Annotated in this window: 11 protein-coding genes and 1 pseudogene; 7 read left to right on the forward strand and 5 right to left on the reverse strand. The window is 62.2% G+C overall.

Features of this window, described 5'->3' with window-relative positions; all coding sequences use genetic code 11:
* Positions 1-11 precede the first annotated feature (11 nt).
* Complete coding sequence (locus AC1Q9F_RS12015; RefSeq protein WP_492619841.1) at positions 12-572, reverse strand: ester cyclase; 561 nt, start codon at positions 570-572, stop codon at positions 12-14.
* A 220-nt stretch (positions 573-792) separates the two neighbouring features.
* Positions 793-1,974 carry an NO-inducible flavohemoprotein gene (gene hmpA, locus AC1Q9F_RS12020; protein ID WP_221535354.1) on the reverse strand — a complete coding sequence of 394 codons (1,182 nt, stop codon included), beginning with the start codon at positions 1,972-1,974 and terminating at the stop codon, positions 793-795.
* Between the two features lie 163 nt (positions 1,975-2,137).
* Here hmpA and norR point away from each other — a divergent pair, with 163 nt between their 5' ends.
* The 5 genes from norR (at position 2,138) to AC1Q9F_RS12045 (ending at position 6,420) form a co-directional block, all read left to right on the forward strand.
* Positions 2,138-3,691: a nitric oxide reductase transcriptional regulator NorR gene (gene norR / locus AC1Q9F_RS12025; RefSeq protein ID WP_492619840.1), complete on the forward strand. Its 1,554-nt coding sequence runs from the start codon at positions 2,138-2,140 to the stop codon at positions 3,689-3,691.
* Positions 3,692-3,815: 124 nt separating this feature from the next.
* Positions 3,816-4,718 (forward strand): chemotaxis protein CheV, encoded by a 903-nt coding sequence (locus tag AC1Q9F_RS12030; RefSeq protein ID WP_492619839.1) that lies wholly within the window; start codon positions 3,816-3,818, stop codon positions 4,716-4,718.
* Positions 4,719-4,745: 27 nt separating this feature from the next.
* A complete protein-coding gene (locus AC1Q9F_RS12035) occupies positions 4,746-5,204 on the forward strand; it encodes a GNAT family N-acetyltransferase (protein WP_492620019.1) in 459 nt (152 codons plus the stop codon).
* Positions 5,205-5,265: 61 nt separating this feature from the next.
* On the forward strand, positions 5,266-5,583 hold the full coding sequence (locus AC1Q9F_RS12040) for a hypothetical protein (protein ID WP_039765638.1): 318 nt from the start codon (positions 5,266-5,268) through the stop codon (positions 5,581-5,583).
* Between the two features lie 87 nt (positions 5,584-5,670).
* A complete protein-coding gene (locus AC1Q9F_RS12045; protein WP_492619838.1) occupies positions 5,671-6,420 on the forward strand; it encodes a YkgJ family cysteine cluster protein in 750 nt (249 codons plus the stop codon).
* Here AC1Q9F_RS12045 and AC1Q9F_RS12050 read toward each other — a convergent pair.
* From AC1Q9F_RS12050 to AC1Q9F_RS12060, 3 genes and pseudogenes are all read right to left on the reverse strand, one after another.
* A complete protein-coding gene (locus AC1Q9F_RS12050) occupies positions 6,417-7,481 on the reverse strand; it encodes a methyl-accepting chemotaxis protein (RefSeq protein ID WP_492620018.1) in 1,065 nt (354 codons plus the stop codon). The two genes, AC1Q9F_RS12045 and AC1Q9F_RS12050, sit on opposite strands and share 4 nt — an antisense overlap.
* Positions 7,482-7,724: 243 nt before the next feature.
* Positions 7,725-8,006: pseudogene (locus tag AC1Q9F_RS12055) on the reverse strand (PAS domain-containing protein); the annotation flags it as partial.
* Between the two features lie 147 nt (positions 8,007-8,153).
* Positions 8,154-8,381 (reverse strand): hypothetical protein, encoded by a 228-nt coding sequence (locus tag AC1Q9F_RS12060; protein ID WP_039765632.1) that lies wholly within the window; start codon positions 8,379-8,381, stop codon positions 8,154-8,156.
* A gap of 725 nt (positions 8,382-9,106) precedes the next feature.
* Between AC1Q9F_RS12060 and AC1Q9F_RS12065 the strand changes: the two genes are divergently transcribed.
* Both AC1Q9F_RS12065 and AC1Q9F_RS12070 read left to right on the forward strand, forming a co-directional pair.
* The gene (locus AC1Q9F_RS12065) at positions 9,107-10,267 is read left to right on the forward strand and encodes an efflux RND transporter periplasmic adaptor subunit (protein WP_492619837.1); all 1,161 of its coding nucleotides are present in this window, start codon (positions 9,107-9,109) and stop codon (positions 10,265-10,267) included.
* Positions 10,264-13,365 carry a multidrug efflux RND transporter permease subunit gene (locus AC1Q9F_RS12070; RefSeq protein ID WP_492619836.1) on the forward strand — a complete coding sequence of 1,034 codons (3,102 nt, stop codon included), beginning with the start codon at positions 10,264-10,266 and terminating at the stop codon, positions 13,363-13,365. Before AC1Q9F_RS12065 ends, AC1Q9F_RS12070 begins: the two co-directional genes overlap by 4 nt.
* Positions 13,366-13,373: the final 8 nt, after the last annotated feature.

Below are 13,373 nucleotides of genomic sequence, written 5' to 3' on the forward strand. Positions count from 1 at the left end.
ATGTCCATGGTTCAGCTGGCCGGCGGCTGCGCTTGCAGTTGCGCCATCAGGCTGATGTTGTCTTCGATATGCCAATTGGCCGCGATGCGACCGTTGTCGATCTGATAGATATCGGTTGCCCGGAAGTCTACACGCTGCCCCTGCCCTTTGAGAGCCTTGAACGTACCGGTGAAATGCCCGCGAAAGTGCAGATGCACCACCACGCGATCACCGGCAACGATCATTTGTTGGATCTCGCAGCTCAAGTCCGGCACCGCCGTGCGAAAGAACTTCGACGCCAGCAGCGGTCCCGTCGGCCCTTGCACCCGGCCTTCCGGAGGGGTTTTGTCGACGAACTGCGGCGACAGGGCTGCAGTGGCCAACGCCTCTTCGCCCGTGTTCCAGAAACTGCCATAACGCCGCGCCGCCAACTCCATCGCATCACGCTGAACCTTGGGCAGGCTCTGATCGACGATCAGGGTCTGGGGTTCGATCAAGGCGGATTCGGCGAACGCGAACGGACTGGACAGCAAGGCAACCGACAGGCCCAACGTGGCCAGGCTGAAACGACGGGAAGAGGCGAAGTGCGACATGGGGGCGATCCTGATCATGTAAACGAACGAGCGCCTATCATCAGCATCGGGGAATAAACGATAAACCGGTTAAGAAACGATTAACCTTTAAACAGAATTTAAGAATCAGGACCGCGCCGCCGCCCTTTCGCGAGCAAGCTCGCTCCCACATTGGATCTGTGTCGCACACAAATCCTGTGGGAGCGAGCTTGCTCGCGATTGAAGGCGACTCGGTTACGGATTATTCCAGAGCAGCAGCCGGCCCGAAGAACTCGTAACGGCTCTGTTTCTCAGGCACACCCAGCGCCTTCAGGTGACGCTTGATCGCCCCCATGAAACCTTTCGGCCCCAGGAAGTAAGCGTCCACATCACGCTCCGCCGGCAGCCACTCGCCCAGTTGCTCCTCGCTCAGCAACCCGACCTTGTCCGCCGCCGGGCTCACGCCGTCATCTTCGGCGTAGCAATAGAAGCGCTTGAGCTGCGGATGACGCGCGGCCAGACCATCAATCCAGTCACGGAACGCGTGCACGCTGCCGTTGCGCGCACTGTGGATGAAGTACACCGGACGCTCGGTTTCCAGCGCTGCTTCCAGCATCGCCAGCGTCGGAGTGATGCCGACGCCGCCGCTGATCAGCACCAGCGGTTTGTCACTGGCAGTCAACGTGAATTCGCCCGATGGCGGGAACAGCTGGATGCTCGCACCGACGTGCAGCTGATCGTGCAGGTAATTGGAGGCACGGCCGCCCGGTTCGCGTTTGACGCTGATGCGGTACTGGCCTTTGTTTGCCAAGGCCGACAGCGAGTAGTTGCGGCGGATTTCTTCGCCGTCGAGGATCAGCTTCATGCCGATGTACTGGCCTGGCTCGGCTGCGAGAATCGGGCCCTTGTCCGCCGGTTCGAAGTAGAACGAAATGATTTCCGCGCTCTCCTCGACCTTGGCCGCGACGATGAATTCCCGCGCCCCGCGCCAGCCGCCGACGGCTTGTTCTTTCTGGTCATAGATGGCGGTTTCGGCGCCGATCAGGATATCGGCCAGTTGACCGTAGGCTGCACCCCAGGCGCTCATCACTTCCGGGGTGGCGATTTCTTCGCCGAGTACTTCGGAAATGGCGCGCAGCAGGCAGGTGCCGACGATCGGGTAGTGTTCCGGCAGGATCTGCAAGGCTACGTGCTTGTTGATGATCTTGGCCACCAGATCGCCCAGCTGGTCGAGTTGATCGATGTGACGGGCGTACATCAACACGCCGTTGGCCAGGGCGCGGGGCTGGTCACCGCTGGCCTGATGGGCCTGGTTGAACAGCGGGCGGACTTCCGGGTACTCGGAGAGCATCATGCGGTAGAAATGGGTGATCAGCGCTTCACCGCCGCTTTCCAGCAGAGGCACAGTGGATTTGACGATGGCACGATCCTGGACGCTAAGCATAAGGGTGACTCCTGAGCTTTCTCTAAAAGTGCCTTATGTATTCCAGTAATCGTGCCAACTATTTTTTCCATACAAATCAATGAGTTGAAATTTATGTAGTCAGATCGACACAAGCACCTTTATAGTCGCTTCGACTACAACGCGTCTCTTTGACTACAAGCCTATGTCCGCCAAATCCCTGCTGACCGCCCTGCTCCCACTGGTTTCCGACCTGTCCCGCGAATTGCCCGAAGGCGAGCGCTACCGACGGCTGCTCGAAGCCATGCGCGCCCTGCTGCCGTGCGATGCCGCTGCGCTGCTGCGCCTCGACGGCGAATGGCTGGTGCCGCTGGCCGTGGACGGCTTGAGCACCGACACCCTCGGCCGCCGCTTCAAGGTCAGCGAACACCCGCGTTTCGAAGTGCTGCTGGCCGGCGAAGGGCCGACCCGTTTCGCCGCTGACAGCGATTTGCCCGATCCGTATGACGGATTGGTCGACGGCCTCGACGATCACCTCGAAGTTCACGATTGCCTCGGTTGTCCGTTGTTCGTCGATGAAAAACTCTGGGGCCTGATCACCCTCGACGCCCTCGATCCGGAGCGTTTCGAGCCGATCGAACTCGACGCCTTGCAAGCCTTCGCCAGCCTCGCCTCGGCCACGGTGAACGCCGCAGAACGCATCGAACGCCTGGCGATTCGTGCCGAAGACGAACACCAGCGCGCCGAGGTTTATCGTCAGGCCAGCGGCCAGCAGAACCGCGAAATGATCGGTCAGAGCAAGGCGCATAAACGGTTGGTGGAAGAAATCAATCTGGTCGGCGGCAGCGACCTGACCGTGCTGATCACCGGGGAAACCGGGGTCGGCAAGGAACTGGTGGCCCAGGCCATCCACGCTGCCTCCAAGCGCGCCGACAAACCGATCATCAGCCTCAACTGCGCGGCCCTGCCGGACACCCTGGTGGAAAGCGAACTGTTCGGCCACGTGCGCGGCGCCTTCACCGGCGCCACCAGCGACCGGCGCGGCAAGTTCGAACTGGCCAACGGCGGCACGCTGTTTCTCGATGAAGTCGGCGAGTTGTCGCTGACCGTCCAGGCCAAGCTGTTACGGGTATTGCAGAGCGGTCAGTTGCAACGTCTGGGTTCGGACAAGGAACATCAGGTGGATGTGCGCCTGATCGCCGCGACCAACCGCGACCTGGCCGAAGAAGTACGCAGCGGCCGCTACCGCGCCGACTTTTACCATCGCCTCAGCGTCTACCCGTTGCGGGTGCCGGCGCTGCGTGACCGGGGGCGCGATGTGCTGCTGCTCAGCGGTTATTTCCTGGAACAGAACCGCTCGCGCATGGGCCTGAACAGCCTGCGCCTGAACAGCGATGCCCAGGAGGCGCTGCTGGCCTACACCTGGCCGGGCAACGTGCGGGAACTGGAGCATTTGATTGGACGCAGTGCCCTGAAGGCGCTGGGAAACTGTAAGGTGCGGCCGAAGATTCTCAGCCTGAGCGCCATGGATCTCGATCTGCCGCGTGAGGTTGTGGATAACTCGCCGGTGCCGTCCGAAGCGACTGCCGCCCTGCCATTGATCAGCGGTGACCTGCGTGCAGCCACCGAGCAGTATCAGCGGCATTTGATCAGCGCGGCGCTTGAGCGTAACCGGGACAACTGGGCCAGTGCCGCGCGTGAGCTGGGGCTGGACCGGGCGAATCTGGGGCGGATGGCGAAGCGGTTGGGGATGAAATAGAAGTCCCGCCGTCGGATTGGCGCCAGAATCCCTAAAGCCTGCCGGTTACAAGTCGATAACCCGGCATCGATACCTGCTGGCGATCCGTGCGGTCGCCGCTCACCTTTTTCCACAGAAGGTTTTTATGTCTTCCAACAAAGCCCGCGCAGATTCACTTTCGCTTCTGCTGTTTACCTTGCGCAGCGGCAAGCTGATGGCGATCAACCTGCTGAAGGTCAGTGAAATCATCCCCTGCCCGCCGCTGACCAAGCTGCCGGAGTCGCACCCGCACGTCAAAGGCATCGCCACCCTGCGCGGTGCTTCGCTGTCGGTGATAGACCTGAGCCGCGCCATCGGCGAGCGTCCGCTGGAAGACCCGAATGGCGGCTGCCTGATCGTCACCGACGTCAGCCGTTCGAAGCAGGGCCTGCACGTGCAGGCGGTGAGCAAGATCGTGCATTGTCTGACCACCGACATCAAACCGCCGCCGTTCGGCTCCGGCGGCTCCCGCGCCTACATCACTGGCGTGACCTCGGTCGACGGTACGCTGGTGCAGGTGCTGGACATCGAGAAAGTCATCCACGGCATCGCCCCGGCGCAGATCGAAATGGTCCCGACCGAGCTGAGCATGGAAGACGCCGAAGTGCTGGGCAGCGCGCGGATCCTGGTGGTCGACGACAGCCAGGTGGCGCTACAGCAATCGGTGCACACCCTGCGCAACCTCGGCCTGCAATGCCACACCGCGCGCAGCGCCAAGGAAGCCATCGACTGCCTGCTGGACCTGCAAGGCACGGCGCAGCAGATCAATCTGATCGTCTCCGACATCGAAATGTCCGAGATGGACGGCTACGCTTTCACCCGCACCCTGCGCGAGACCCCGGACTTCGCCCACCTCTACGTGCTGCTGCACACCTCGCTGGACAGCGCGATGAACAGCGAAAAGGCCCGCCTCGCCGGCGCCAACGGCGTGCTGACCAAGTTCTCCTCGCCCGAGCTGACCCACTGCCTGATCGAAGCGGCCAAACACGTCGCTGCCCAGGGTTACTGAGTCTTGAGCGATACGTTCTGCTTTCTGATGCGGCGCGACCTGAGCCAGGACGTGCCGGCCATCGAATGGCCGAACGGCATCGAACTCACGACCTACAGCGCCGAACACGCATCCGCCGTGCATGAACTGATGCAGATCGGCTACCGCGAAGGCGGTGGTCGGGTGCCGGCGCTGGACGTCTGGCAACAACAGTTCGAAAACGATCCGGAATACGACCCGGCACTGAGTTTCATCGCCAGCGATGCCGACGGCGTCATCGGCGTGGCGCAATGCTGGACCAGTTCCTACATCAAGAATCTTGTGGTGCATCCTCGGGCCCAAGGACGGGGATTGGGTCGGGCGTTGCTGCTTCATGCGTTCAAGGCGTTTCGGGATCGCCGCGAAGGGTTTGTCGACCTGAAGGTGCTGGAAGACAACCGGCGAGCGCAGCGTTTGTACGAAATGTCTGGAATGTATGTGGTTCGCCGGGAATTGGTGCCGGACTGACAAACTAAAATCCTGCGGCATACTCCAACCTTGGCGATCAACTTCCAGGGATGCCCGAACCATGAAACGCCTCGCCCTCTCCGTGCTTTGCCTCATCGCCCCGTTGGCCCACGCCTCCAGCCCCGATGCCTGGGCGGCCTACGACAAAGCCGTGCTCGCCAGTTGCACCAAGGCCAGCGGCCTGAAAAACGCCAAACCGGTCGGTAACGCCGCGCAATTCGATGACCGCGTCGGCTACACCGCGCTGTTGCTGCAAGGCCAGTACCCGCAAAAACACATGAAGGGCCAGCAAGGCACCGAGCTGTGCCTGTACAACAAAAAATCGAAAACCGCGTTCGTCACCGAATGGGACTCGATCCGCCCGACCGCCAAACCCTGAGCGCATGGCGCACAACTTGCTTCACTCCGGGCCTGTACGGCGGCTTTATGTCGCCGATTCACACCCTGATTGAAGATTGCCCGCTCAATGAATACGACCTTTTCCTGCGTAGGTTGCGGCAAATGCTGCACCGATCACCATGTGCCCCTGACCCTGGCCGAAGCCCGCATGTGGGCGGCTGACGGCGGTCAGGTGATCGTGCTGGTGGAGGCGTTTCTTGCCAACGGCTTGGGCCTGCCGGAACAGCAGCGCGAACATGCGCAACGGCGTTCGGCGGTGGTGCGCAGCGGAATGTCCGACGCCCATGTGGCAATCACCTTCGCCGCCTACAACGTCGGCCCCTGCCGGAATCTTGACGAAGACAAGCTGTGCCGCATCTACGAGCGCCGGCCGCTGGTGTGCCGTATCTATCCCGCCGAAATCAATCCGCACATCCCGCTCAACCCTGCGGCCAAGGACTGCCCGCCGGAGTCATGGGAACAGGGGCCAGACCTGATCGTCGGTAGCGAACTGGTGGATCAGGAACTGGTGACGCTGATCCAGCGCTCCCGTCAGGCGGATCGCGATGACATCCGGATCAAGGATGCGATCTGCGGATTGCTCGGCATCCGCACCACCGCGCTCAAGGGCGATGGGTTCACCGCGTACCTGCCGGACATGGGCGCGTTTGCCTCGGTGATCGATCAGGTCACGGCGCAGCCATTGAGCGAAGCTTCCAGCGAATGGCTGTTCCATGTCTCCGGCGACGACATCGCCGGGCAAGTACGGGCGGCCGGGGCACAAGTGGTGTCCGAACCGCCGCAGACCTACGCGTTCATCTCACTGCGAGCGGCCTAAGCGCCCTGCCGCCGCCCCCAGAACTCCCGCGCCAGCGAACGCAAATCCCCTGCCAGCCCCGCCACATCCTGTGAGTTGAGCTGGCTCTGGCGCCCTTCATCCACCGTCAGTTCACACGCCGTGCGAATACTGACGATGTTGCGGTTGATGTCCTCACTCACCGCGCTCTGCTCCTCAACCGCCGCCGCAATCTGCAGACTCATCTCGGTGATCTGCTCGACCCGCCCGCTGATCCCGTCCAGGGCCCGGGCCGCGCGCTGGGCCTGCTCGACGCTGTTATCCACATGCTCGCTGCTCTGCTGCATCACCAGCACCGCATCCCGCGCGCCGTTTTGCAGGGTGCTGATCATCCGCTGAATCTCATTGGTCGATTGCTGAGTGCGCTGAGCCAGCCCCCGCACCTCATCGGCCACCACCGCAAACCCGCGCCCGGCATCCCCGGCCCGTGCCGCTTCGATCGCGGCGTTGAGCGCCAGCAGATTGGTCTGCTCGGCGATGCTGCGAATCACCTCCAGCACCCCGGAAATCTCGCTGCTGTGCCCTTCGAGCTGATGAATCACCTCAGTCGCCCGCCCCAACTCCTCGGCCAGCCGCAACACCGCACTGCGACTCTCGCCGACCAACAGATGCCCCTCACGGGTTTCCGTCCCCGCCATATCCGCCGCCACCGACGCCTGCTGCGCATGGCTGGCGACCTCCGCGACACTGGCCGCCATCTGATGAATCGCCGCCGCCACCTGATCGGTTTCCGCCTGCTGCGCCAACGTGCTGGAATGACTGCTATGCAGATGATCCACCAGTTGCGCCGCATGCCCGGCCAGCCGTTGCGACGCATCGCCGATCCGCCCGACCACCGCGCCGACCTGCGCTTCAAGCATCTGCAATGCAAACTCGATCTGCCCGAACTGATCCCGCCGCCCGGTATAAATGCCCTGACTCAACGGGTTGTCGGCAATCACCCGCGCACGCTCGGTCAGACGTTCCAGCGGCCGCAATAACCAACCCACGCCCAGCGCACACGCACCACTGCCGGCCACCAGCGCAGCGGCCTCGATGCCCATGGACTCCGGCCGCAGCCAGGCTTCAATCCCCAGCACCACCGCCAGCACCGAACTGGTCAACGCCATGATCTTCGCCCGCAAACTCAGGCTCGGCAGCCGCTGCCAACGCGCCACCCGCCCCTCGCGCAACTGCGCATACGCCCGCTCCGCCGCCGCAATCTGCCGCGCATCCGGCCGCGTACGCACCGACTGATACTCCACCGCCGCACCGTTCTGCGTGACCGGCGTGACATAGGCACTGACCCAGTAGTGATCACCGTTTTTGCAACGATTCTTCACCAGCCCCATCCACGACCGCCCGCGCTTGAGCGTCTGCCACATATGGGCAAACGCCTGCACCGGCATGTCCGGATGACGCAGCAGATTGTGCGGCGCACCCAGCAGCTCGTCGCGGCTGTAACCGCTGATCTTGATGAAGTCGTCGTTGGCGTAGGTGATCGCGCTGGTCAGATCGGTGGTCGAGAGAATGTTCGCATCCGGCGCAACATCGACATTGCGCCCGGTCACCGGGAGATTGATCTTCATGGAAAGCGCGCTCGTTTTATTGGAAAGAGTCGGCAGGGCTGCTGACTCTAAGCGCACTAACTGGTTAAACGTTGATCTGGCTCAGGAACTGAGCAATTAGCCATCACTGTGACCGAAAATCACAGCGACGGCCGAGGCGGGAATGAATCAGCGCTTGCCCATCGAACGGCGAGTGCCCGAAGGCGCCACACCCGGAATCTTGGCGTGACGATCACCGTCCTTGCCCTTGAACTGCGGCTGCTTCGCCGCTTTGGCAGCCGCCAGCTCACCTGGTTTGAACGGAAACTTGAACGCAGGAATGGTCGGCTTGGATTCACCGGCCTCGGCCAGCTCAGCCGGGACATCGCTCACAGCGTTGTCGATTGGGGAAGTCATGAAAGCTCCGCGAAGCAAAAAGTCCGGCCCGGTGGACGAGCCGCGAAAGCGCGCAGTATACCTGCGTGTGTGGAGTTTAAAGAGTCCCAAAAAGGGTACGACCAGTGCCTTTTTGGAACAGGTCGACTAACGGATCACGTCTCCCACAACCCAAAAGCACTACAGCAACAAACGGTACACCCAACACATTTCCAAACATCCGAAAATGGAACGCGGAGCGTCCCGGGCTGCGTTCCCACGCGGAGCGTGGGAACGATCAATCAAAAGCAGTCCGCATTCGCTTCTCGCTTCTCGCTTCCCACCACTCAACACAATGAGCGTTAGCTCGAGTACCGCTCTTGACGTGCCGGCCCCGTCGGAAGGCTGAGTGGAGGGATTTATCCGGGGGTGGGAGCGCAGCGACCGTGCGGCGCAGCCGCATGCATCGAGAGGAGGTGCAGCGAAGCAAACCGTAGGCGATGCCCCCGGATGAATCCCGCAACGAAGGAACGCCGAGCCACAGCGAGGCGCCGAACGCAGGGGCCCAGACCTTTTGGTTACTTTTGGGGCGTTTGCCAAAAGTGACCCGCCGTAAGGGCGGAACCATAAGCGGCCGTTACCGCAGCAACGGATATACACCCAAGAAAACTGACAGCCGCGACAGCTAGCCGTCACCCTCCTGACCCCCAAACAAGTTTATAAAGAACCAACCTGCCCAAACCCCGTCCCCCTGGCGCCCCACAAGCATGCAAATCCAGAAGAAAAAGGCCCTGCTCGCCACCCTGCTGATCGCCCTCGCAGCCGCCGGCCTGTGGTATGCGATAAAACCCGCACCGGCCAAACTTGCCGCCCCGACTGCGATCCCGGTCAGGGTCGTCGCCGTCAGCGAAAAAGACGTCCCCCGCTACACCAGCGGCATCGGCTCGGTCCTCTCGCTGCACAGCGTCGTGGTGCGCCCACAGATCGACGGCATCCTCACCAAACTCCTGGTCAAGGAAGGTCAGTTAGTGAAACAAGGCGACCTGCTCGCCACCATCGACGACCGCTCGATCCGCGCCAGCCTCGATCAGGCCCGCGCGCAACTGGGCGAAAGCCAGGCACAACTGCAAGTCGCCCTGGTCAACCTCAAGCGCTACAAACTGCTCAGCGTCGACGACGGCGTATCGAAGCAGACCTACGACCAGCAACAGGCACTGGTCAACCAGCTCAAGGCCACCGCCCAAGGCAATCAGGCCTCGATTGACGCGGCACAGGTACAACTTTCCTACACCCAGATTCGCTCTCCGGTCACCGGCCGCGTCGGGATTCGCACGGTCGACGAAGGCAACTTCCTGCGCATGACCGACACCCAGGGTCTGTTCACCGTGACCCAGATCGACCCGATCGCCGTCGAGTTTTCCCTGCCCCAGCAAATGCTGCCGACCCTGCAAGGCCTGATCAGCGATCCGCAGCGCGCCCAGGTCAAGGCCTACATCGGCGCCGACACCGACGGCGAAACCGGCAACCTGCTCGGCGAAGGTCACCTGACCCTGATCGACAACCAGATCAACGCCAACACTGGCACCATCCGCGCCAAGGCCGAATTCGACAACCCGAACCAGAAACTCTGGCCGGGCCTGCTGGTAACGGTAAAGATTCAGACGGCAATGGATAAAGATGCGCTGGTGGTCCCGCCCACCGTCGTACAACGCGGTCTCGATCAGCACTTCGTGTACCGGGTCAACGGCGACAAGGTTGAAGCGGTGCAGGTGCAAATGGTTTATCAGGGCAGCGGTCAAGACATCATCAAGGGCGTGAAGCCCGGCGACGTTTTGGTCAGTGATGGCCAGTCGCGGCTCAAGCCCGGTTCGACCGTGCAGGTCATGAGCGAACCGCCGCAGGTGGTGCAAGCGGAGCCCAAACCATGAAGCAGCACAAAGGCGTTTCGACCTGGTGCATCGATCACCCGGTGGCGACGATTCTGCTGACCATCGCGCTGGTGCTGGTCGGGGTGATTGCCTTCCCGCGCCTGCCGATTGCCCCGCTGCCGGAAGCGGAATTTCCTACGATTCAAGTCTCAGCACAGTTACCCGGCGCCAGCCCCGACACCATGGCCTCGTCCGTGGCCACGCCGCTGGAGGTGCAATTCAGCGCCATCCCCGGCATGACCCAGATGACCTCCAGCAGTGCGCTGGGCTCCAGCCTGCTGACCCTGCAATTCACCCTCGACAAGAGCATCGACACCGCCGCCCAGGAAGTGCAGGCAGCGATCAACACCGCCGCCGGCAAACTGCCGAAAGACATGCCGACCCTGCCGACCTGGAAGAAGGTCAACCCGGCCGACAGCCCGGTGCTGATCCTCAGCGTCAGTTCGACGCAAATGCCCGGCACCGAGCTCAGCGACCTTGTGGAAACCCTGCTCGCGCGTCAGATCAGTCAGATTGACGGCGTAGGCCAGATCAACATCACCGGTCAGCAACGTCCGGCAATCCGCGTGCAAGCTTCGGCCGACAAACTGGCGGCCATCGGCCTGACCCTCGCCGACATTCGTGTGGCGATCCAGCAGACCAGCCTCAACCTCGCCAAAGGTGCGCTGTACGGCGATTCGAGCATTTCCACGCTGTCGACCAACGATCAGCTGTTCCACCCCGAGGAATACAGCCAGCTCATTGTTTCCTACAAGGACGGTGCCCCGGTTCACCTCAAGGATGTCGCCAAAGTCGTCAACGGTTCGGAAGATGCCTACGTGCAGGCCTGGGCCGGTGATCGACCGGGCGTGAACCTGGTGATCTCCCGCCAGCCCGGCGCCAACATCGTCGAAACCGTGGACCGGATTCAGGCCGCCCTGCCCGGTCTCGAAGCCATGCTGCCGGCCTCGGTGCAGGTCAAGACCCTGATCGACCGCACCCAGACCATCCGCGCCTCGCTGCATGAAGTGGAAATCACCCTGCTGATCGCGATCCTGCTGGTGGTGGCGGTGATGGCGCTGTTCCTGCGCCAGCTGTCGGCGACGATGATCGTCTCGGCGGTGCTAGGCGTGTCGCTGACCGCCAGTTTCGCCCTGATGTACCTGCTCGGTTTCAGCCTGAACAACCTGACCCTCGTTGCCATCGTGGTGGCGGTGGGTTTCGTGGTCGACGATGCGATCGTGGTGGTGGAAAACATTCACCGCCACCTCGAGGCCGGCGACAGCATGCGCGACGCCGCGATCAAGGGCGCCGGCGAGATCGGTTTCACCGTGGTGTCGATCAGTTTCTCGCTGGTGGCGGCGTTCATTCCGCTGCTGTTCATGGGCGGTGTGGTCGGGCGTCTGTTCAAGGAATTCGCCCTGACGGCCACCTCGACCATCATGATTTCCGTCGTGGTATCCCTGACGCTAGCGCCAACGCTGGCAGCGCTGTTCATGCGCAAACCGGTGCATCACGCCCATGACAAACCGGGCTTCAGCGAACGGCTGCTCGGCTGGTATGAAAAAGGCCTGCGCCGCGCCCTCGCCCACCAGAAACTGATGATCGGCGTGTTCGGCATTTCCGTCGCGCTGGCGATTGGCGGCTACGTGTTTATCCCCAAGGGTTTCTTCCCGGTGCAGGACACCGGTTTCGTCCTTGGCACCACCGAAGCCGCTGCAGACATTTCCTACAGCGACATGGTGAAAAAACACCTGGCAATGGCCGAAATCGTCGCCGCCGACCCGGCCGTCCAGGCGTTTTCCCACTCGGTGGGCGTGTCCGGCAGCAACCAGACCATCGCCAACGGCCGCTTCTGGATCGCTCTGAAAAAACGCGGTGACCGCGATGTTTCGGCTAGCCAGTTCATCGACCGCATCCGTCCGCAACTGATGAAAGTCCCCGGCATCGTCCTTTACCTGCGCGCCGGCCAGGACATCAACCTCAGCTCCGGCCCGAGCCGTGCGCAGTATCAATACGTGCTCAAGAGCAATGACGGGCCGACCCTCGCCACCTGGACCCAGAAACTCACCGAAAAGCTGCGCAGCATCCCGGCGTTCCGTGACATTTCCAACGACCTGCAACTGGGCGGCAGCATCACTCACATCAGCATCGACCGCAGCGCTGCTGCGCGTTTCGGCCTGACGGCGAGTGATGTCGACGAGGCGCTGTACGACGCCTTCGGGCAGCGGCAGATCAACGAGTTCCAGACCCAGGTCAACCAGTACAACGTGATTCTGGAACTGGACACCGCGCAGCGCGGCAAGGCCGAAAGCCTCAACTATTTCTACCTGCGCTCGCCGCTGAGCGGGGAAATGGTGCCACTGTCGGCGCTGGCCCGGTTCGATGCACCAACCATCGGCCCGCTGTCGATTGCCCACGACGGCATGTTCCCGGCCGCCAACCTGTCGTTCAACCTGGCGCCCGGCGTGGCGCTGGGTGATGCGGTGATCCTGCTCAACCAGGCCAAGGCCGAGATCGGCATGCCGACCGCGATCAGCGGCAACTTCCAGGGTGCGGCGCAGGCGTTCCAGAGTTCATTGAAAAGTCAGCCGTGGCTGATTCTGGCGGCACTGGTGGCCGTGTACATCATCCTTGGCGTGCTCTACGAGAGTTTCGTCCATCCGCTGACGATCATTTCGACCTTGCCGGCGGCGGGTCTCGGCGCGGTGATCATGCTGTGGATCTGCGGCCAGGACTTTTCGATCATGGCGCTGATCGGGCTGGTGCTGCTGATCGGTATCGTCAAGAAGAACGGCATCCTGATGATCGACTTCGCGCTTGAAGCGCAGCGTCATCGCGGGTTGTCGCCGCAGGATGCGATTTTCGAGGCGTGTATCACGCGGTTCCGGCCGATCATCATGACCACCCTCGCCGCCCTGCTCGGCGCACTGCCGCTGATGCTCGGCTACGGCACCGGTGCCGAACTGCGCCAGCCATTGGGGATCGCGGTTGTGGGCGGCCTGCTGGTCAGCCAGATGCTGACGCTGTTCACCACGCCGGTCATATACTTGTGGCTTGAGCGGCTGTTCCACAAGCCCAAACCTGCGCCCATCGCGGCGCTGGCAATGACAGACTGAGGCGGGTC

Source organism: Pseudomonas sp. GW823-FHT04A03, from assembly GCF_058796615.1.

What these genes read in the sequence shown, in the direction of transcription:
- AC1Q9F_RS12015 (WP_492619841.1), bottom strand. Translation starts at nt 572, where the DNA reads ATGTCGCACTTCGCCTCTTCCCGTCGTTTCAGCCTGGCCACGTTGGGC.
- hmpA (WP_221535354.1), bottom strand. Translation starts at nt 1,974, where the DNA reads ATGCTTAGCGTCCAGGATCGTGCCATCGTCAAATCCACTGTGCCTCTG.
- norR (WP_492619840.1), top strand. Translation starts at nt 2,138, where the DNA reads ATGTCCGCCAAATCCCTGCTGACCGCCCTGCTCCCACTGGTTTCCGAC.
- AC1Q9F_RS12030 (WP_492619839.1), top strand. Translation starts at nt 3,816, where the DNA reads ATGTCTTCCAACAAAGCCCGCGCAGATTCACTTTCGCTTCTGCTGTTT.
- AC1Q9F_RS12035 (WP_492620019.1), top strand. Translation starts at nt 4,746, where the DNA reads ATGCGGCGCGACCTGAGCCAGGACGTGCCGGCCATCGAATGGCCGAAC.
- AC1Q9F_RS12040 (WP_039765638.1), top strand. Translation starts at nt 5,266, where the DNA reads ATGAAACGCCTCGCCCTCTCCGTGCTTTGCCTCATCGCCCCGTTGGCC.
- AC1Q9F_RS12045 (WP_492619838.1), top strand. Translation starts at nt 5,671, where the DNA reads ATGAATACGACCTTTTCCTGCGTAGGTTGCGGCAAATGCTGCACCGAT.
- AC1Q9F_RS12050 (WP_492620018.1), bottom strand. Translation starts at nt 7,481, where the DNA reads ATGGGCATCGAGGCCGCTGCGCTGGTGGCCGGCAGTGGTGCGTGTGCG.
- AC1Q9F_RS12060 (WP_039765632.1), bottom strand. Translation starts at nt 8,381, where the DNA reads ATGACTTCCCCAATCGACAACGCTGTGAGCGATGTCCCGGCTGAGCTG.
- AC1Q9F_RS12065 (WP_492619837.1), top strand. Translation starts at nt 9,107, where the DNA reads ATGCAAATCCAGAAGAAAAAGGCCCTGCTCGCCACCCTGCTGATCGCC.
- AC1Q9F_RS12070 (WP_492619836.1), top strand. Translation starts at nt 10,264, where the DNA reads ATGAAGCAGCACAAAGGCGTTTCGACCTGGTGCATCGATCACCCGGTG.